Source organism: Algoriphagus faecimaris (assembly GCF_900101705.1).
GTDB lineage: Bacteria > Bacteroidota > Bacteroidia > Cytophagales > Cyclobacteriaceae > Algoriphagus > Algoriphagus faecimaris.
Genome location: NZ_FNAC01000045.1, coordinates 1 through 18,573, shown reverse-complemented (window position 1 = coordinate 18,573; position 18,573 = coordinate 1). Strand labels below are relative to the sequence as shown.

At 42.3% G+C, this 18,573-nt stretch carries 22 protein-coding genes; 19 read left to right on the top strand and 3 right to left on the bottom strand.

Annotation, left to right across the window (positions count from 1 at the left end; translation table 11 throughout):
* Position 1 precedes the first annotated feature (1 nt).
* Positions 2-670, bottom strand: a complete 669-nt coding sequence (nth, locus tag BLQ57_RS17920; RefSeq protein WP_087940961.1) for an endonuclease III — start codon at positions 668-670, stop codon at positions 2-4.
* Positions 671-769: 99 nt separating this feature from the next.
* On the opposite strand from nth, the gene BLQ57_RS17915 reads away from it, so the two are divergent.
* From BLQ57_RS17915 to BLQ57_RS17835, 18 genes are all read left to right on the top strand, one after another.
* Positions 770-1,909 (top strand): DmpA family aminopeptidase, encoded by a 1,140-nt coding sequence (locus tag BLQ57_RS17915; RefSeq protein WP_087940962.1) that lies wholly within the window; start codon positions 770-772, stop codon positions 1,907-1,909.
* Between the two features lie 138 nt (positions 1,910-2,047).
* Positions 2,048-2,200, top strand: a complete 153-nt coding sequence (locus BLQ57_RS21250) for a hypothetical protein (protein ID WP_169712797.1) — start codon at positions 2,048-2,050, stop codon at positions 2,198-2,200.
* A 3-nt stretch (positions 2,201-2,203) separates the two neighbouring features.
* The gene (locus tag BLQ57_RS17910; protein ID WP_087940963.1) at positions 2,204-3,991 is read left to right on the top strand and encodes a patatin-like phospholipase family protein; all 1,788 of its coding nucleotides are present in this window, start codon (positions 2,204-2,206) and stop codon (positions 3,989-3,991) included.
* Between the two features lie 61 nt (positions 3,992-4,052).
* Positions 4,053-5,564: an amidase gene (locus BLQ57_RS17905; protein WP_087940964.1), complete on the top strand. Its 1,512-nt coding sequence runs from the start codon at positions 4,053-4,055 to the stop codon at positions 5,562-5,564.
* A gap of 24 nt (positions 5,565-5,588) precedes the next feature.
* Positions 5,589-6,254, top strand: coding sequence for a heme exporter protein CcmB (locus BLQ57_RS17900; protein ID WP_087940965.1), 666 nt, complete (start codon positions 5,589-5,591; stop codon positions 6,252-6,254).
* A gap of 183 nt (positions 6,255-6,437) precedes the next feature.
* Positions 6,438-6,767: a hypothetical protein gene (locus BLQ57_RS17895; RefSeq protein WP_139162803.1), complete on the top strand. Its 330-nt coding sequence runs from the start codon at positions 6,438-6,440 to the stop codon at positions 6,765-6,767.
* A 116-nt stretch (positions 6,768-6,883) separates the two neighbouring features.
* The gene (locus tag BLQ57_RS17890) at positions 6,884-7,468 is read left to right on the top strand and encodes a hypothetical protein (RefSeq protein ID WP_087940967.1); all 585 of its coding nucleotides are present in this window, start codon (positions 6,884-6,886) and stop codon (positions 7,466-7,468) included.
* Positions 7,469-7,529: 61 nt separating this feature from the next.
* Entirely contained in the window at positions 7,530-8,018 is a 489-nt protein-coding gene (locus BLQ57_RS17885; protein WP_139162802.1) for a hypothetical protein, read from the top strand.
* Positions 8,019-8,048: 30 nt separating this feature from the next.
* Complete coding sequence (locus BLQ57_RS17880) at positions 8,049-8,777, top strand: hypothetical protein (protein ID WP_087940969.1); 729 nt, start codon at positions 8,049-8,051, stop codon at positions 8,775-8,777.
* Positions 8,778-8,850: 73 nt separating this feature from the next.
* A complete protein-coding gene (locus tag BLQ57_RS17875) occupies positions 8,851-9,519 on the top strand; it encodes a hypothetical protein (protein WP_139162801.1) in 669 nt (222 codons plus the stop codon).
* A gap of 101 nt (positions 9,520-9,620) precedes the next feature.
* Positions 9,621-10,148, top strand: coding sequence for a hypothetical protein (locus tag BLQ57_RS17870; RefSeq protein ID WP_087940971.1), 528 nt, complete (start codon positions 9,621-9,623; stop codon positions 10,146-10,148).
* A gap of 73 nt (positions 10,149-10,221) precedes the next feature.
* Complete coding sequence (locus BLQ57_RS17865; protein ID WP_139162800.1) at positions 10,222-11,571, top strand: right-handed parallel beta-helix repeat-containing protein; 1,350 nt, start codon at positions 10,222-10,224, stop codon at positions 11,569-11,571.
* Positions 11,572-11,612: 41 nt separating this feature from the next.
* A complete protein-coding gene (locus BLQ57_RS17860; protein ID WP_087940973.1) occupies positions 11,613-12,158 on the top strand; it encodes a hypothetical protein in 546 nt (181 codons plus the stop codon).
* Between the two features lie 206 nt (positions 12,159-12,364).
* The gene (locus tag BLQ57_RS17855; protein ID WP_087940974.1) at positions 12,365-14,368 is read left to right on the top strand and encodes a tetratricopeptide repeat-containing sensor histidine kinase; all 2,004 of its coding nucleotides are present in this window, start codon (positions 12,365-12,367) and stop codon (positions 14,366-14,368) included.
* Positions 14,365-15,006: a response regulator gene (locus tag BLQ57_RS17850; RefSeq protein WP_087940975.1), complete on the top strand. Its 642-nt coding sequence runs from the start codon at positions 14,365-14,367 to the stop codon at positions 15,004-15,006. The genes BLQ57_RS17855 and BLQ57_RS17850 overlap by 4 nt, the downstream gene beginning before the upstream one ends.
* Positions 15,007-15,030: 24 nt before the next feature.
* The gene (locus tag BLQ57_RS17845; RefSeq protein WP_087940976.1) at positions 15,031-15,699 is read left to right on the top strand and encodes a hypothetical protein; all 669 of its coding nucleotides are present in this window, start codon (positions 15,031-15,033) and stop codon (positions 15,697-15,699) included.
* A gap of 11 nt (positions 15,700-15,710) precedes the next feature.
* Positions 15,711-16,409: a hypothetical protein gene (locus BLQ57_RS17840; protein ID WP_139162799.1), complete on the top strand. Its 699-nt coding sequence runs from the start codon at positions 15,711-15,713 to the stop codon at positions 16,407-16,409.
* A 131-nt stretch (positions 16,410-16,540) separates the two neighbouring features.
* The gene (locus BLQ57_RS17835; protein ID WP_087940978.1) at positions 16,541-16,963 is read left to right on the top strand and encodes a hypothetical protein; all 423 of its coding nucleotides are present in this window, start codon (positions 16,541-16,543) and stop codon (positions 16,961-16,963) included.
* Between the two features lie 101 nt (positions 16,964-17,064).
* On the opposite strand, the gene BLQ57_RS17830 is transcribed toward BLQ57_RS17835, so the two are convergent.
* Together BLQ57_RS17830 and BLQ57_RS17825 are read right to left on the bottom strand one after the other, a co-directional pair.
* A complete protein-coding gene (locus BLQ57_RS17830) occupies positions 17,065-17,706 on the bottom strand; it encodes a hypothetical protein (protein WP_087940979.1) in 642 nt (213 codons plus the stop codon).
* Positions 17,690-18,154 carry an RNA polymerase sigma factor gene (locus BLQ57_RS17825; protein WP_240507862.1) on the bottom strand — a complete coding sequence of 155 codons (465 nt, stop codon included), beginning with the start codon at positions 18,152-18,154 and terminating at the stop codon, positions 17,690-17,692. Before BLQ57_RS17825 ends, BLQ57_RS17830 begins: the two co-directional genes overlap by 17 nt.
* 208 nt (positions 18,155-18,362) lie before the next feature.
* Here BLQ57_RS17825 and BLQ57_RS17820 point away from each other — a divergent pair.
* The coding region (locus BLQ57_RS17820; RefSeq protein ID WP_139162798.1) for a transposase at positions 18,363-18,573 on the top strand (211 nt) is incomplete at its 3' end.

Genomic DNA, 18,573 nt, shown 5'->3' with positions numbered 1-18,573 from the left:
TTCAGGAATCTATATTCTTGGTAGTTTTGGCAAAATTCTTTTCAAAATAGCGGCAGAAATGAGTGAGTGTGCATTCCTCGCATTTTGGTCTTCGAGCAAGACAGGTGTAGCGCCCATGCAATATCAACCAATGATGAGCTGTATGTACATACTCTTTGGGAATGTGTCTGATGAGCTGTTTTTCGACCTCTAGTGGAGTTTTGGCACTCAAGGTGACGAGTCCCAGTCTCTTGGAGACCCGAAAAACATGCGTATCGACCGCCATATTGGGTTGGTTCCAAACCACAGATGTGATCACATTGGCGGTTTTTCTGCCTACTCCGGGAAGTTTGACTAGCTCGGCGACTGTTTCAGGCACTTCACCTCCAAAATCCTCGACAAGCATCTTTCCCAATCCCAAAAGGTGCTTGGTCTTATTGTTTGGGTAGGAGACTGTTTTGATGTAAGGAAAAAGCTCATCAAAATGAGATGCTGCCAGATGTGCGGGAGTTGGAAAATCCCGAAATAATGCGGGAGTGACCAAGTTGATTCTTTTGTCGGTACACTGAGCCGATAGCACTACTGCTACAAGTAATTGGAAGGGACTTTCGTACTGTAGCTCAGTTTCGGCTACAGGCATATTTTGGGAAAAGTGATCAATGAAGGCTTGATAGCGCTCTTTTTTCAGCATGAATGGCAATACTTGGATGAAGGCCTTAAGATAGGTATAATTACAAGATAGAAGGATTTGAAAATCTAAAAATTACCCAATTCCCAAATTTTTGTAAGGATGAATAAGAAAAATTGGATCACGTTGTTCTTGCTATTATGGAGTGCCCCTTCATGGCTTTTTGCCCAAAACAGAGCTCGTGAGCTTGGCGTACCTTTTGGAGTTTTGCCCACAGGAAAGCTTAATGCTATCACGGACGTCTCAGGTGTGAAAGTAGGTCATCTGACCAAGATCGAGGGAGAACAGGTTCGCACAGGAGTCACAGCGATTCTTCCACATGGAGGAAACCTTTTTCAAGAAAAAGTACCTGCGGCTATTTTCGTAGGCAATGGTTTTGGGAAACTCGCAGGAGTGACCCAGGTGCAGGAGTTGGGTACGATAGAGTCGCCGATCATTCTGACCAATACGCTCAGTGTGGCTGCCGGAATCGAAGGGGTCCTTCGGTATTCTTTGAGTCAAGAGGGAAATCAATCCGTCCAGTCGGTCAATGCCGTGGTCGGAGAAACAAACGATGGCTACCTCAATGATATCCGCGGAATGCATCTCAGTTCAGAGGAAGTGATGAAAGCGATACTGTCCTCCCAAGAAGGAATCGTACAGGAAGGAAATGTAGGTGCAGGTACGGGGACAGTGTGTTTTGGCTGGAAGGGTGGAATCGGAACTGCTTCCAGAAAACTTCCCGAATCCATGGGAGGCTATACCGTCGGGGTTTTAGTACAGACTAATTTTGGAGGAAATCTCCAGATCGCGGGTGTTCCCGTCGGTCAAAAATTGGGTAAATATCCCTTCAAAGATGCACTCGAAAAGTCCGATGGCAGCTGTATGATTATCGTCGCAACGGATGCTCCTGTTTTGGATCGTAACCTAGAGCGAATCGCACAGCGAGCCATGATGGGTTTGGCAAAAACAGGAGGGATAGCCTCCAATGGATCAGGGGATTATGTGATTGCTTTTTCTACTGCTGAAGGATTGAGAATTGCACATAATTTGCCGAGTGGGACATTGCAACGCTCTTCTACGCTTAGAAATGATGATATGACGGGTTTGTTTCTAGCGACCATAGAAGCTACTGAGGAGGCGATTGTCAACTCCCTTTTTGCCGCCGAAACCATGACAGGAAAAGAAGGTAGAAAAATAGAAGCATTGCCCAAGCAGCAGGTGTTAGAGTGGATCAAACCTGCATATGATCTTCAGAAATAGCCTAGGTTTAAATTGTAAGAAATAATGAATATTCGAATTTGAATAAAAGCGTTTGAATATCAGCGAGTTTTTTAATAGTTTTTGGAAGAATTGAATAGTTGGATAAAAAGGGCCTGTCGCAAAAGTGAAGTTTGTCACATGGAGCACTTAAGAGAGGAGAGTCTCGAAATTGAAATGTATGCTAAAACGATAGGAATGTCCCACGTAATGCCCCACTCTCGTCGGTCAGGTGCTCAGGCTGACATGAGAGCCATTTATGAGACAGCCTCTTACAATAAACCCAAATACTAAAGAATGGATAATTTTAATGCGCATTATCACCAGCTATTTAATCAGCTTTTTGGTGGGATGAGTGAAGAGACTTTAGATCAAATTTTTGAAATAGGTCAAAAGAAAGAATTAACGACAGGTGAATATTTATTTCATCAAGGAGACCATCAGGATGTATTATACATTGTATTGGCGGGGAGACTTCGGGCCATTGCAGAGAGTCCCAAAGGAGTCCGAATACTGGGAGATATCGGTGAGGGAGAACCCGTAGGCGAGTTTGCCTTATTTACCAATGAGCCTAGGATGGCTTCTGTCTTGGCCATTCGAAAATCCATTGTTTTGGAATTTACCCGGGATGAATACCATACTTTGGTAGCCAAAAACCCTTCCTTGGCTACTTCTCTGACCCAATTTGTCATCAATCGACTCCGAAGAAATACCTTTCAGCAAAACAGAACCACTCCACCTAAAAATATTGCGCTGATCAATCTTCAGTCAGACCATGACCTGAGTCCATGGACCGATGATATGATGGCTTATTTTTCGGAAAGGGAAACACCCGTCCAAGTCTACGATTATGAATCCCAGGAGCAGCAAGAGGACGAGGATTTTTTCGATTCTTTAGAGCAGCATGAGGGCTTGAATATTTTGGTCTGCGACTCCTCTCAAAAATCCTGGTCACATCAATGCCTCGTGTACGCTGATTTGGTGATATTGGCTACCGATTTCAATGCAGACAAGGGGCTTTATCCGATCGAAAAGGAATTGGATTTGTACTCCAAGAGTATCTTAAACAAAAAAGTTTATTTGCTCTTTTTACATCCCAATGAAGCAGATATGCCTTCCCAAACTGGGGAATGGTTTGAGCATAGGCCTATTGATTTGCATATTCATGTTCGCCAGGGACATCAGCGGGACATTCGGCGTTTTTGTCGGATTATCAGCAATCAGGCCATTGGTTTAGTGCTGGGAGGAGGAGGCACCAAAGGTTACGCACACATCGGAGTGGCAAAGGCTCTTCAAGAGAAAGGTGTAGAAATTGACTTTTTGGGCGGCACGAGTGCGGGAGCGATTTATGGGATTTCGATGAGCTTTCATGATTTTGATTTTGAACAAATTGAGCGTGCGAGTTCCCATTCTGCCAAGTCCAAGTTGACTTCCAATGATATGGCTTTGCCCATGGTGTCTTTCCTGACGGGAAGGAAAATGAAGCGCTTTGTGCAGGAGATGTTTAAAAACTACGACATGGAGGACATCTGGACCAATTCTTACTGTGTGTCTACCAATTTTTCCAAAGCTAGTGCAATGGTCCATGATCGAGGAAAACTTTGGAGACAAATACTGGCGAGTATTGCTATCCCTGGTGTTTTTCCTCCTGTGGTTATCAATAATTACCTGCATGTAGATGGTGCTGTCATGGATAATTTGCCCATCGAACCCATGTATCGCTATCCTGTCGCCAAAATTATTGCGGTTTCGCTTTCCGGGCTTCCCGATCGCAAGGTTTCCTATGCGGAGCCTCCTTCAGGTTGGACCTTGTTTTGGGACAAACTGCTTGGAAAAAAGCGCTTTAAAATTCCTGGAATTGGCTCTTTGATCATCAATTCGCTGACCTTAAATAGTCTTCAAAAGCAGGAAGTAACCAAATCCAAGGTCTCTCATTATTTTGAACTGAATCTCAAAGGAATAGGATTTATGGATGACAAAAAATGGAAGCAAATTCAGAAGAGAGGCTATGAACAGACAATCAGCTATCTAGAGAATTTACCTGAAAAAGAGCGATTTTGGGCGCAGAATAAGCATTCTGTCTGAAATATTGCTTTGATTTCTACTTAGCTAGAGATTTTCTCCAGATTTCTTTTTTAATTCAAAGATGAAAAATCTCTTCATTCTAGCTTTTGTGAGCTTGTTTTTAATCGCTTGTGCGCCCGAAAAATCTTCCTTAGCAGTGGAAGAGCTGAGTATTTCGGATATTCATAGGGCTTACTTAGCCAAGGAATATACCTCGGAGGAACTGGTGAAAGCATACATTGCCCGAATAGAGACTTCAGACTCTTTACTCAACGCTATTTCTATCATCAATCCCAAGGCCATTATCCGAGCCAAGCAATTGGATCAGGAATTTATCAGAACCGGAAAGCTAAAGCCACTTCATGGTATTCCCGTTTTGGTGAAAGACAATATCAATACCCTAGGTTTACCCACCACCGCAGGAGCTTTGGCCTTGGCGGATTTTATTCCAGAGATAGACGCATTCATCATCCAAAAACTGGAGGAGGCAGGTGCCATTGTACTCGCCAAAACGAATATGGCCGAATGGGCTTTTAGTCCCATGCATTCTGAAAGTTCGACTGTGGGTACTACCCGCAATCCCTATAACCTCGACCATGTACCCGCCGGGTCAAGTGGAGGTACTGGAGCGGGTGTAGCGGCAAACTTTGGCACCATCGGACTGGGAACGGATACGGGAAATTCGATTCGCGGTCCCTCTTCGCACAATGCTTTGGTAGGATTCAGAACTACCCTAGGCTTGATCAGCCGAGAGGGAATCGTCCCGCTTTATCTCAGAAATGACGTAGTCGGGCCGATGACCCGAACAGTGGAAGATGCTGCCAGAATGCTGGATGTCATCGCAGGCTCCGACGCAAAAGACCCAATCACCGCAAAATCCAATGGAAAGATCCCGGAAAGCTATCAGGCTTATTTAGATAAAAATGGACTCCAAGGAGCTCGAATTGGTGTATTTCGGACTTTGAGTGAAGATAATCCTAATCCTGAAATTGCTGCACTTTTTAATCAGGCCTTGGCAGACATGGAAAAATTAGGTGGGGTAATCGTGGATTCTGTTGAAGTAGAAAATTTTGGCGAACTCAGACAAAATCAATGGTGCGATCAATTTCAGCAGGACTTGGAGGATTTTTTACAGACTTACGTGAAGCGGGACACCATGGCTACCCTGGAAGATGTGATTCGCGTAGAAACCTCCTCGGATTTTGTCAGAGCCAGAATGCCATCATTAAATGAGAAAAATAAAATTCTTGATGAGCGACCCTGTGGAGATGCTTTTTCCGATCCTCGGAGAATTGCTTTTCGCGAAGCGATTGAGAAAACCATGGATTCTTTAAACCTAGATGCTTTAGTCTATCCAAGTTGGAATCATCCTGCAGCAAGAATCGATCGGTTTCAGGAGGAATACCGTGGGGATAATTCCCAAATTATCGCTCCTCATACCGGGCAGCCAGCCTTTACAGTTCCCATGGGATTTGTGTCGGGGAATATGCCCGCGGGCCTGCAGATTTTGGGACGGATGTTTGATGAAGGGACCTTGATTCGCTTGACCTATGCCTATGAGAAAGGCACCAATCACCGGAAAGCTCCAAATTAAATCGGGAAGTCCTATCTTTGAGCCATGCTAAAGGAAATAGGCATTCTGATCCGAAAAGAAATCACGCTTGAGTGGAGGCAAAAATATGCCCTAAATGGGATTTTGCTCTATGTCGTTTCGGCAGTTTTTATTACCTATCTGAGTGTGGGTGCCAAAATGGGGAATTTGGCCATTCCGACTTGGAATGCGCTCTATTGGATTATCATTCTTTTTTCGGCGGTCAATGCCGTGGCTAAGAGTTTTGTGCAGGAGCATCAAGGAAGGCAACTTTATTACTACATGATCGCATCTCCTGAGGCTATTATTCTTTCCAAAATGATTTACAATACCGGCTTGACGCTAATTTTAGCCCTGCTGGGGTATGGGGTTTTTTCGGTGATTTTGGGCAATCCGGTACAGGATCAGGGTTTGTTTTTATTGAATTTGCTGTTGGGTGCGATGGGATTTTCGGCAAGTTTGACCATGGTCTCGGGAATCGCCGCCAAAGCAGGAAATAATGCGACTTTGATGGCGATTTTGAGTTTTCCGGTGATCATTCCGATTTTGCTGATGGCGATCCGGATTTCTAAGAACGCGTTGGATGGGCTAGATTGGTCGGTGAGTACGGATAAGTTACTTAGTCTTTTGGCGATCAATGCAATTGTGGCGGCAGCGGGTTATATTTTGTTTCCCTATTTGTGGAGGAGTTGAATCTAGAAAATCTGTACTGTACGATCTAGCTATCTTTGGGTTTTGGATATTGCATCTATAGTTGGAAAAGTATATAGGCATTAATGAAGATTGAAACTAAGTATATACATATTCAGCAATTTTGTTGGATTGTTATTTTTAACAGTCTTATTGGCAGCTTGTGCAAGTATAAAACAAACCGAAATGATCTACTATACCGACCAAAATAACAATACTTATTCGGTATCTGCTACCCAAATAAGTTATCGGGCAATTCAGCCTGAGAAAAGCTCTTCTGGAACCTACAGCGGAGGTACTGATCGGGAGGTAAACATTTCAGAAGAGCAATTTAAAAAAATCAACAGCTTGTCAGAGCGACTTTTCAAAGATTCCTCATCGCATGCAGAGCGCAGAGAGATGCGAACTACGATCTTAAAAAAGAGCAAATCTCTCAAAGAAAAAAAAGCCATATTATATCCTTCAGATAAGCGAGCAGAATTTGAGGATATTTTGAAAAAGACTCTTGGGCTATGAGGTGATTGTACCGATTTTTTTGCCCTCTATGAATTCCCATATTTTTTTCTTCTACTGGATTTCTTTGATAGTGAGCTACTTGTCTGAGAGTAGTTTAGGGCTATCAATTAGAAATCATGAAAACACTTCTGATCATATCGCTGATGCTTTTTGGAATCTTGGGCCAATCAATGGCACAGGGATGCAGCCGGGAACTGACACTGGTCAATGAGCTGCTTGAAAAAGCTAATTTAAATCAAGCCATCACTGACCCGGAGGCTATCGAGGAAGATTTCAATGAGTTGAAAAGTACGCTTTCCTCCATCAGCCTAACTAGCCTTAAAAAGGACACACCGCGGATTCTTTTTTTGAATGGAAAAGAGAAAAACGGGAGAGTGAAAAAAAATCAGAGACAAATTTTTGTCACGACACTCATTACAGGAAAGAATTTGAGCATTTCTCTCCAGAACCCCATGATGCTTCATGGCATTGAAATCGTCATTTGCGCTCATTCTTTAGGTGGGATTGTACAAAATCTGACGCATTTCACCGTAGATGAGAGTAATGTGATGAACGCATTTGAGTTCCAATTTCCAGATCTAAATGGCTCAGTAGTGAGCATCACTGTGAGAAATATCCAAAGCCAGGAACGCTTTGATTTTGCGATAGCAGCCAATTCTGGCGGTGAACTGGGACAAGAAAATCAACTCAGTGAAAACTGAAATAAAAAATGCGGCAGCCGAAAAGCAATAAGAGTAGGCAATACCAAAACGTACAAAAACCATGAAAAAACTATTTCTATTCAGCTTCTTAGTCATGATGATGGCTACACAGGGATTTGCTCAGGCAAAAAGATCAGCCTCGAGCCCTGAATTGCAAATCACAGGGATCAAGCTAAAGGGGGAAACAGCCCAGAAACTTCGTGAAAAAATTGAAGAGAAATCATTTTTCACAATTGACAGAGAGGGAATGATCCGACCCATGGAAGGGTATAGCATTCGCTATTCCAACAAGTTCAAAACACTTTTTATCACAGAAAGAGAAGGAGAAATCCCTCCTGTGGTCAAGGATGGAGTATTGGACCTTGGAAATGGATATTTTCTAAGATGCTACTCTTATAACAATTGTACCAATTGCATGCCTGATATAGTTGGGACGGCATATTGTAAAAGCCAGAATTGTCGCTGTCTGGGAGAGGTAATCATGCCTTCTAAGGATGTGGCTGAGTTTTCAACTCCAAGCGGAAACTTCCGAGGGGAAGAGCTAAGATAGACTTACGATTACCATCTAATAGGTATTACAATGAAAAATCCTCAAATAAAGTTTTTGATGCTTTTTGTCTTAGTGACACTGTCAGGAATAGGGCGCCAAGCTTCAGCGCAAACCTGTTATGCTGAAATGCTTTCGGAAACTGGTACTGTTCTATCTGCAAAAAAGGGGCAGGTCTCCGTCCGTTCTTCTGCTGATCAAGCGGTAGTAAAAATTGCTAAAACAGGTGGCCGTGCCAAGACGGACGTGAGAGTTTATGTAGATGGGCAGCTGAGACCAAGTGATCTGAATTTTGCCAACGGGAATTATACAACTGATTATCGAAATCTCACGCTGAACAATGTACAAGGCAAAAATATCATGGTGCAAGTGGACAATAAGTCGGTGGGCCACACATTTAGCTATGCTGTGAAGATTGAAGGAGAAACCCGTAGTTTAATCAGGCCCGCAGGGCTTCAGGAAGACAAAGTTTTGGTCAACCAGAAAAAAACATACTACACAAGAGCTACCTGTGGAAATAGGGTAAGGATACTCATGAGAGAAACTAAATCCGCTAGGAGCTATGGTAAAATAGAGATAAGTGAGCAGCAAGCCAATGGTTCTTGGACTCTCTTAGAAAACTATACAGCTATTGGAGATAAAAAAATATTCATAGTTGATTCAGATCGGCCACTTAAAATTGAGATAAGCTATGGTGGTCCTTGGAATATTCCTGGGGTTGCGGCTTACCATTACTCTATTAATGCTTTATCAATAGACTAAGTATCTGAAAAACAACTTTTTGTCATAATAAGCCGAAAAGCATTCAAGCAAAAACAACCAAAATTTTAAAACAATGAAAGACATTAGAAAATTGGGGCTTTTAATTGCAGTTTTTAGCATGTGGTATTTGAGTTATGCTAATTCAAAAGCATCCGGACTAAATCACACGGACAATCAGCCAATCTCCATTTCAGGAGAACTTGAACGGGTTGAGATTTCTACCAAGGAACAAAAGATTTTATATGAGTATGCAGACAAGCAAATTCTTTGGGAAGTTGAAAAGGGAGTGGTCTTGATCAATATCATGCAAACAAAAAAGACAGTTCTTCAGCTTAAGGCTGACCAAAAGATACTGATGGTCAAAACAAAAACAAAAGGCTGGCAACCGTTCTCCTTGGTATCTAAAGACATAGACCCTGACCTCTTGGCTAGTCTTTTGAACAATCCCACATTTTATGGGAAGGCATTCATTGGCAATGCCTTGAAAAATAAACAGGCAACGGAATTGGAAATGAAAATCATCGACTTATTGACACCATACAGTGATCAAACGAGTCAACCCGTAGGGACTACCTCAGGCTCGTGTTCTTGTGGGTCTGGGAGTATAACTGTGACCTGTCCAAATGGCTGCGGGATTTCCTGCAAAGATGAGGATCGAGAGGTATGTGAAGTCATCTTCACATCAGGAGAAAGAGCTCAATGCAGTAAGCAGAAGTTTTGCATTGGTGCTTGCCGATGCTAGTTCAACACTCTATCTATGAACTAACCTCACAGAATTTAGAATTCTTTTTCCATCTATATGGAAAAAAAGCATTCAAGCAGATCAACTAAAACATAAAAATAATGAAAACTATATCTAAAATAGTACTAACCCTTTTGGCTATTACATCCATTAGCCTGGAAACCACCGCTCAAATAGAATATGATCCAACGTCTGGCACCACGTATTATCCAAATGGAACCATTTATAAGGGCCAAGAGGAAGGAGGTAGATGGGATTCTTTTGCTGGAATTTGTGTAGATAATAGGGAAAAATGTCAGGAATGGGATATTGTAAATTGTACTGAAAACGCCGAGAGATGCCGGGAAATTCTCGAAGAAGCGGCGGATAGTGCCGAAAATGGCAATAACGGTGGAAATACTGGAGGTGGAAATGCAGAAGGAGGTGAATCGGAAGGAGCAGAAAACCAACGGTTTAAGTTTGTCCAAGAGCAACTTGGACATAGCTCCAAAGAGTGGTCCATTCTTATGAAAAAAATGGACGAAAAACCAGGGATGTACCAATACCGGAAAGGGGACTGGGTTTTTGTCAAATCTCCTATCGAAGAAACGAAAAAAATCATTGCAGGGCTTCGAAAGAAAGGGAAATAAGCATTTTGGGGCTACAACAGTAGCCGGTAGCTGCTATTTTTTTCTTCTTATCTCCATCCAAAAAATAAAGAGTATGAAAATCCTTAAAAATCGATTCCTTCTGGGAATCCTATGTCTAGCTATGATCGGTAAGTTATCAGCCCAGGAGCAGGAAAACCCTAATACCACGCCTAATTTTGCTAATCAGGGCAGAGAATGGTTTGTCAGTGCTACCAATGGTTCCGGGCAATTGGGGACCAAAGAGCGTCCTGCAAAGGACTTAGGCAATATTATCCATCACCTAAAGCCCAATGATGTAATCCGTATCGCTGCCGGCACCTATCTCAGCCGAGGCGCGAGCGGAAGTGATGAAATCAATGTGCCGGTGACTATCATCGGGGGATACAACGAGTCATTTACTGCCAGAGATCCTTGGGGAGATCATAAGACCATTTTCACCGGTACCAATGACTATCAAAAGTCCACCGATCCCAGGATATACATTCGGACTGATCAGCAGCGGGAGTCTAATGGGCAGCTTTCGCAAGGAGGCACCATCGTAGTGGATGGGATCATCGTGGACAATGGCCCAAGAAACCGCTACCACGAAAACAAAGGGCTTGCCATCAGAAGAAAAGCCGATCCCCGTACTAATCAAAATCCATCTCCGGGATCAGGAGGAATAGTCATCGTGGCCAGTAAATTCACCAATGTAGCAGTACAAAACTGCATCGTGATGAATACTGCGCCCTCTGAGGGAGCCCTCTCCGTCAGGGTCTTTCAAGGTGGTAAGGGGATCATTCGCAATAACCTCACAATCAATAACACTGGCTATGGTATTCATGCTAGAACTGGCTACACTGGTAGCAATCCAGAACTTGTGCCTAAGTTTTTGATAGCTAACAATACCTCACTATTTAACTGGAAGCATGATCCTATTGCTACCTATGGTGGGGATGCGCTGGCACTGGACCAATACCTTACTGCAAAGATTGAAAATAATGTCTTCGGATTTGGTCATATGGGAGGAATCCTAAACAAAGGGGCCAAAATCGAACTGAACAATAATCTCTTTACGGGTAATGCCAAGTACGATTACATCGAAAAAGGAGCTGCTATGCGGGTAGATGCCATCTTGGATGAGGCGATTTTGGTAGATTTCAATAGTGACGGAAATGAAACCCAACTGATTGAGATCCCTATGGCTGAGCGCTGGGCAAATATCTATGCCAATAGGGTGGAGCTTACCCGTGAGTCTGTAGATGCAGCTGTCACCGTCAGTAACTCAGGCGCCAATCAACTTCGCAGTATGCTTGGCCTTAATGTACAAGGCAGCACCGTTGAAATGGATGCAGAAATACATCTCCCGCACTTAAAACTAGAAGAAGCACTTCCCGTTGGGCAAAACGCCTGGAATGGTAAAGGCTGCTTCAATCCCAGATAAAAATAAATTGGCTTCCATTTAGAGATCTCAGCTTGGCAAAAATGAAAAAATTACTCCTTGTATTTGCTGTGTTTTTATTTCTCGCCGCTATCCCGGGATTTGCTCAAGATTGTGGGCAAGGGAAAAAGCTTGCTGAGAAAACATGGGAAAAATGGGGTCCTTGGCAGGCTAAAAATGAACTAAGTTTATTTAAGCGCGATGTTCAGAAATTGAAGACTGAATGGAATTGGATTGCTTCCAACAGTGGGGAGATCGTCGGTCCGAGATTTTTGGATGTAGATGGGGGTATTGAAAACGGCACCATCATTGGACAAGCTTCCAGCACTTTTGTCACTCCACCTTCTTTCAATAATAGATTGGAAGTCACCATCAATCAATACAACGGCATAGCTCAAACAGGAGTGGTGATTTGTGCAATGGATCGCGACGGAAGCCTGACCCAGTTAGAAACATTCACTTTCCCTGTGAATTCAAAGGGACAAACTAAAAAGTTTATCCTTAACAATGTAAGTGGAAAAATTGTCATTGTAGCGATGAAAAATTTGTCTGCGGCCAACCGATTCCAATATCGAATCAATGCAAAATAGATTTGAATAAGTGTCTTTTAGTAAAATGTATTATCTTTTTACATCTGTGAAAAAAGATATCCAAAAGGGCATTTCTATTTTCTTTAATGTAGTTAAATCTTTAATAGCGGAAGTTTGACGAGTGATTTTTGGATCAGGAAGACTTTAAAAACTAAGAATTGGAACTAGCAATTCGGAAAGCTCCGATTCTATAATAGATAGATCAAATGAAAAGGCAAACTTTTATTCTTGGAGGCTTATCATGGATGATCGTGCTTGCTGCGACTGTCAGTTCATTTAGTCAGCAGGTCCAAAAAGCCGATTTGGACCTGGTTTTACGTGAAATTGGACTCCTATCCGAAACTGAGGATAAACAGATTCAATACAGGAAGATAATTCAAAAAATAATGAAAGAGCCTTCAGAGCATCAAATTGAACTCCTCAGATATGGCCTGAGGATGGACACAACCTTGCTTGGAAAAAAACAATTCAATGCTTTTTTGGCACAAAGACTTTACGAAGAAGGCTCTTTTCTGAGGTTTGTCGGGATTAACGAAGATCTGATTTGGGACTATATCGATCGGGGAGATGAGGGAGCACTTTTAGTAGCGGATCAGCTAATGGATCTATCAGAGGAATACAGCAGTAGTCTGGGCAAAGCTAAAGCGCTTCAGGGGAAAGGCCTTTTTCATGAAATTGTCAAAGGAGATGTTGAAACTGCCTCCAGGTTCTATTTCGAAGCAATAGCCGTCGCTGAATATGCTGATTTAGACTATTTGGCTGATTTGCATCATAACGTGGGCGTAATGTTTCACGAATCGGATAATTATGAAAAAGCTATCCACTATTACCAGCTAGCTTATGAACAGGCATTGGAACAAACTAATCCAGTGCTACAGAAAAAATGCCTGATCAATATGGCATCAGTCAACTCTTCGATGAATGAATATGAAAAAGCCGAAGCCCTTTTTTTCAAGAGTTTGGACATCAAACTAGATTCTACCATTAGTTACAATTATGACTACGATACCTATGCCAATTTGGGAAACCTATACCTCAGGCAGAGCAAATATCCGCAAGCCATCGAATACCTTTCCAAATCCACCGAGCAGGTACCGCAAAACCCTAATTCTGAAGCAAATCTTCGCTTTCTAATTGATGCCAAACTTCAGGCAAATGATACCGTTGGGCTGGGTAATCTAGTCCAGCGGCTAAATGAGACCTTGACAGTGACTTCCTCGGCCAGAGAAAAATCCTTGCTTACAAAAACCATCGCTGATTACTATGAAAAAATCGGTGCCTATGATCAAGCCTATGAATATCTAAAGGATTACATCTCGCTCTATGCCGGAATAATCGAAAACAAAAAGGATGAAACATTTTTAGAACTTGAAGCCAAATACCAGAATGAGCAACTGAGTGCACTGATCGAAAAACGAAGGAAGCAGCGACAATTATTGATCTTGGGTATCATTGCCTCCCTGACAGTCACAGCAATTCTCTACCTGTTCTACCGAAATCGCTTGAAGTATCAAAAGCTCCTTGCCAAACAGCATGAAGAGCTTCAGATGAAAAAAATCACTGAACTGACACAGAAAAATAAATTAGTCGCCATGACCAGTATGCTGGAAGGGCAGGAGGCCGAGCGTCTTCGTATCGCAAAAGATCTGCATGACAGTTTAGGGGGCCTTTTGAGTAATATTAAAGCTCACTTTACCATCATTGAGAATGAGATTGTACCCTTGGATCAAAAAGATACAGCGGAGCGAACGCATTCCTTAATTGATATAGCCTGCCTGGAAGTAAGGAGAATATCTCATAATATGATGCCTCATGCACTCAGTATCTCCGGACTTGAAGGAGCATTGGATGATTTGGCAGGCCACATGCGTACGCTGAAATACGATGTGACGCTAGAAGTGCATCAATTACCCGAAAGGCTGGACAATACAAAAGAAATTACCCTATTTAGGTTGATTCAGGAGTTATTGTCAAACATCCGTAAGCATGCCTCTGCTACTTCGGTTTTTATGCAGCTTTTCGGCCACGGAAAAGGTCTACAGCTCGTAGTCGAGGATAACGGAAAAGGCTTTGACTTCGAACAGGCAATAGCATCCGGAGGACTGGGACTGAAAAGTATTCAAAGTCGGGTAGAGTTTCTCGATGGCACCATTGCCTGGGATAGCGTGCCCAATCAAGGGACTACTGTAACCATCAATATACCGGTATGATCAAAGTTTTTATAGTAGACGACCACAAAATGGTCATAGAAGGCCTTATGCTATTGCTCCAAAACCATGAGAAAATCAATGTCGTGGGGTTTGCCCTCAGCGGTGAGGATGCGATCGAGCAGATCAAAGTGATCCGACCTGATGTGATTTTAATGGATATCAATCTGCCCGGACTCAATGGTATAGAGACTACCAAGCGCCTTTTGAGTACTGATCCGGACATAAAAATCATTGCTATTTCCATGCACAAAGAGACTAGTTTGATCAAACTTATGCTCGGTCAAGGAGCCAAAGGCTATGTGCTAAAGAATGCTGGTCAAGATGAAGTCATCGAAGCGATCACCAGTATCTATGCAGGAAAACGCTACTTCGACGAAACAGTAAATGAAATTATAATTAACAGTGTGACCAATCAATCCAACGAAAAGGAAAATCAGGTCATCCCCAAACTTTCCAGACGGGAAAAAGAAGTGCTTCGGCTTATCATGGATGAGTGCACCACCCAAGAGATCGCCGAAAAACTTTTTATCAGCTTCGGTACGGTGGAAACTCACCGGAGAAATATGCTCATCAAGACAGGCGCCAGAAACACCGTAGGGTTGGTAAAGATGGCCCTGGACTTTGATCTACTCAAATAACAATCAAACAAATGAATCTTAGCAATGAAAAAAATAACAAGTTTCTTCCTTCTAGTCAGCTTAGCTGCCTGCGGGGGAAATACAGAATCAATCATGCAACCTAGCATAGAAGAAGTATACGGCACCAGCTTGACGAAAGAAGTACTCCAAAGAGAAAACGGGGATCCATTCATCAAGCTGAGCGTGCAGCAGACTCCCATCCTCGATACACTTCATCCCAATATCACCACTGCTAATATGGCATTGATGACATATTCGGGAATGAGTGATGAGGAGCGGCAGGTGGTACCCACTATCGATATTGAATTTGTGAAAGCAGGTCAACTGACACAAAGCTTTACATACGAGGTTCCTTTTATGGAAGGAGTTTATGAAAAGGCAATACTATTTGACCAGCTTTCATCAGCAATCCTCAATCGACAGTTTGAGCTTTTGGATCAGCGAAGAAACACCAATTCCGTGAAGGATGGAATCGGACCGCTTCTGGAGCAAAAGCTTAAGTTTTTGGAGAACAAATATGGTAGGCTACGGGGGTATGAAACATTCGGTATTGCCCAGGTAGGTGGTCAATCAGGAGCGGCCTACCAGTTTCAGGCTTTTCTCAATTTTCAAGAGAGAAAAGTACCGTATTTCTTTTACTTGGATATTCGTCCCGGAGAAGATGAATGGCTCGGCTTTTCTATTCAAAATTAAAGCAACTTGAGGTGAAAAAGCGCATTAAAACCTTACTTGGCTTGATTATTTTCCCTAGTGTGATTTTGCTTGCCGGTTGTCCTAAGAAACTGGAAAACAAGGGTGATAAATATATCGCATCTATCTATCAAGCCTTGGTCACGGGTGGAGTCGGTCCTTATGGAGAAGGGCTGACTGTTTATGAAATTACTGTTCAACAAAGCCTAATTATTGATAGCTTGATGCCCAAGTTAACGGCTTCAAATATTGCGGTCCTTGCTTTTGAAGGGTTGAGCGACTCGGATCGATTTAGGGTCGATGGGGTAGTAGTCAATCTGAGAACGACAAAAGGACAGACTGCCACTTACTCCTTCAATTCGGAAATCCTGCTACAAGTCAGTCAGAAAGCTGAACTCTATCGGAAGTATTCTGAAATGATTCTATCGGGGAATTTTGAAAAAGTTAAAAACTATAAGGACCCCGGTAAAAACTATCCTGCTTACCGGGAAAATTGGCCCGACAAAATTTCAGAACTACAATCCCTTTATGGCAAGTTAAAGGGCTATGTTCCATTTGGGATTCGAGAGTTTACAAATCATGAAGGACAAGAATTTCAGTTTTTCGGATACTTACAATTTGAGAACCGATATTTCCCCTATAAAATAGACTTTGAAGTTGCCAATGAGCAGGAGCAATGGAGCAACTTGCTGATTAGGGAAAATCTTCGGTAGAATTGAGCATATTGATCCACTACTGACAAAATCAACCCCCTTTGCTATTCAATTGATATGGGTCAAACTGGCTCAATGGGAATGATTTTGCCTAAAAATTAAATTAAAGTTAAACCAAAACAACAAAAATCATGATTTACGGTATCACATTAATCATACTGGGGATTTTGGCAGCCCCTTCTCTTCTACTTTCCAAAAAGCCAAATGCACAGGAACTTCTAGACAAGATTACTCCCTACCAAGGTTGGATAGGATTGGTGTTTTGTCTTTGGGGCGTTTGGGGAGTTATCAGTGCTATCCTTAATTTAGGGCTATTGAGTTCTTGGCCGATTTGGTGGATTACCTGGATTGGAAGCTCTGCTATTCAAGCGGTCCTAGGCTTTCTACTTGGCTATGGAATGATCAATAAACTACTACTTTCAAAGAATGAAGATACCAAGAAAAAAGGAGAGCAAGTGCTTCAGAAGCTTGCTCCGCTTCAAGGGCGACTCGGGATGATCGGAATCTTAGTAGGTGTTTGGGTCATTGTAGCGAGTTTTATGTTTTACGTGTAAATCCTTCATTTTATTCTGCACACGGTTTGATTTCAAGAATTTGATCTTTTGAATTTTAAATTCTTCCCGTGTGCTTTTACTTCTTCAGGATATTTCTTTACTCATCCTGTTTTTCTCAGTTCCTCCATTTCTTGCAGGGCTTCATCGAGTTTTCCCATAATTTTCCCATACATCAATTCGACATCCTCTCGATGTATCCGTTTTGCAAAAAAGCCCATAGCTACAGCGCCTCCGATAATGAGCAACGTGGTGGGCATATGCAATCCAAGAATCAAATTGCTTGAATTTTCTGCTACTTTCTCACGGATGGGTTCTAGTAGATCTGAAAACCAAAGACCAAAATAGAAAGTCAAAATAAAAACTGGGTAGACGATGCGGTAAAGGCTACCGTATTTCTCGATGGACTGCTGAATCCATAGTCTAAATGAACTCAAGTATTCAAAGCTACTTTGTCCCTTGTCCAGCTGCTTCAATCCATCCAAATCCAACTTGGCGGAATAAGCCACAGCCAAAAGCGTGATAAATATGATTAAGCCAGCCAGCCCTGCCCCTGCTCCGAAGGATGCGATTAGAATCAGGCTTGCACCGATGATAATTCCCCAAATGTTGATTTTAAACATTCGTTGAAACTTCTCCACCAAGTGGATAGATTTTCGGTTGTAGAGGTTGTTGACCTTTGGTGCTATCAAGGCCTCCTGCTTTAGGAAACCATCTTTCCAGATTTGTTCAATTGACTTTTCCATCTAATTTCTTTTTTAGTCGTTCTTTAATTCGTTTGATTCTTACCCCGATATTATTCGGGTTTGTTCCCATGATTTGGGCGACTTCCTGATAGGACTTTTCTTCCAAATACAGGAGAATTACGGCGCGATCAATTTCTGAGAGTTCCCGGATGGCAGTGTAGAGCTGATTAAGTGATTCATCTGAAATTGCCGGTGAACTCGCCTCCTTTTGATCTCCGGGGCTGGGCTCATTGCTTTCATACTTTTTCTGCTTTTTGCTTTTCCGCATCAGTGTCAGGCACACATTCAAAGTCAGTCGGTAAACCCAAGTAGACCATTCAGACTGATCCTGAAAGCGATCTTTACTTTTCCAGATTTGCAGGCATACTTCCTGATAGTAATCCTCAAAATCCTCTTCGGTGTCTGTGTAGGCTCGACAGATTTTAATGATGATCCCAGCGTATGGCAAAATGGACGATTTGTAGAAGTCTCCGCTCAATTGGTCTTTTATTAGGTTAGTGGCATATTTTTGAAATAATTACACTCAAGGTTGATTTTTTTTATGAATATCCGCAAAGTCACCAGTAGCCAAATAAGTTCTTTTTGACAGTTGGTGTCAATTGCTTTATTAAGGGTTTAACTCGATTTAAATTAGGTCAAAATAAACGGTTTTGACCATGAATATTATCAATTTCATTAATCGGTTTCCTGACGAGGCTTCCTGTGTTGAATTCATCAAATCACAAAGGATCAAGCAAGGAATCATCTGTAAGAAATGTACTGGAATCAAGCATTATTGGCTTGAAAACAAGCTTTCTTTTCAATGTGCTTCCTGTGGATTTAGAACCAGTATCAAGAGCGGTACAGTGATGCAGAGCAGTAATTTAT

Bases quoted from the DNA above. Each gene is read 5' to 3' on its own strand.
- nth (WP_087940961.1), bottom strand. From the start codon at position 670: ATGCTGAAAAAAGAGCGCTATCAAGCCTTCATTGATCACTTTTCCCAA.
- BLQ57_RS17915 (WP_087940962.1), top strand. From the start codon at position 770: ATGAATAAGAAAAATTGGATCACGTTGTTCTTGCTATTATGGAGTGCC.
- BLQ57_RS21250 (WP_169712797.1), top strand. From the start codon at position 2,048: ATGGAGCACTTAAGAGAGGAGAGTCTCGAAATTGAAATGTATGCTAAA.
- BLQ57_RS17910 (WP_087940963.1), top strand. From the start codon at position 2,204: ATGGATAATTTTAATGCGCATTATCACCAGCTATTTAATCAGCTTTTT.
- BLQ57_RS17905 (WP_087940964.1), top strand. From the start codon at position 4,053: ATGAAAAATCTCTTCATTCTAGCTTTTGTGAGCTTGTTTTTAATCGCT.
- BLQ57_RS17900 (WP_087940965.1), top strand. From the start codon at position 5,589: ATGCTAAAGGAAATAGGCATTCTGATCCGAAAAGAAATCACGCTTGAG.
- BLQ57_RS17895 (WP_139162803.1), top strand. From the start codon at position 6,438: ATGATCTACTATACCGACCAAAATAACAATACTTATTCGGTATCTGCT.
- BLQ57_RS17890 (WP_087940967.1), top strand. From the start codon at position 6,884: ATGAAAACACTTCTGATCATATCGCTGATGCTTTTTGGAATCTTGGGC.
- BLQ57_RS17885 (WP_139162802.1), top strand. From the start codon at position 7,530: ATGAAAAAACTATTTCTATTCAGCTTCTTAGTCATGATGATGGCTACA.
- BLQ57_RS17880 (WP_087940969.1), top strand. From the start codon at position 8,049: ATGAAAAATCCTCAAATAAAGTTTTTGATGCTTTTTGTCTTAGTGACA.
- BLQ57_RS17875 (WP_139162801.1), top strand. From the start codon at position 8,851: ATGAAAGACATTAGAAAATTGGGGCTTTTAATTGCAGTTTTTAGCATG.
- BLQ57_RS17870 (WP_087940971.1), top strand. From the start codon at position 9,621: ATGAAAACTATATCTAAAATAGTACTAACCCTTTTGGCTATTACATCC.
- BLQ57_RS17865 (WP_139162800.1), top strand. From the start codon at position 10,222: ATGAAAATCCTTAAAAATCGATTCCTTCTGGGAATCCTATGTCTAGCT.
- BLQ57_RS17860 (WP_087940973.1), top strand. From the start codon at position 11,613: ATGAAAAAATTACTCCTTGTATTTGCTGTGTTTTTATTTCTCGCCGCT.
- BLQ57_RS17855 (WP_087940974.1), top strand. From the start codon at position 12,365: ATGAAAAGGCAAACTTTTATTCTTGGAGGCTTATCATGGATGATCGTG.
- BLQ57_RS17850 (WP_087940975.1), top strand. From the start codon at position 14,365: ATGATCAAAGTTTTTATAGTAGACGACCACAAAATGGTCATAGAAGGC.
- BLQ57_RS17845 (WP_087940976.1), top strand. From the start codon at position 15,031: ATGAAAAAAATAACAAGTTTCTTCCTTCTAGTCAGCTTAGCTGCCTGC.
- BLQ57_RS17835 (WP_087940978.1), top strand. From the start codon at position 16,541: ATGATTTACGGTATCACATTAATCATACTGGGGATTTTGGCAGCCCCT.
- BLQ57_RS17830 (WP_087940979.1), bottom strand. From the start codon at position 17,706: ATGGAAAAGTCAATTGAACAAATCTGGAAAGATGGTTTCCTAAAGCAG.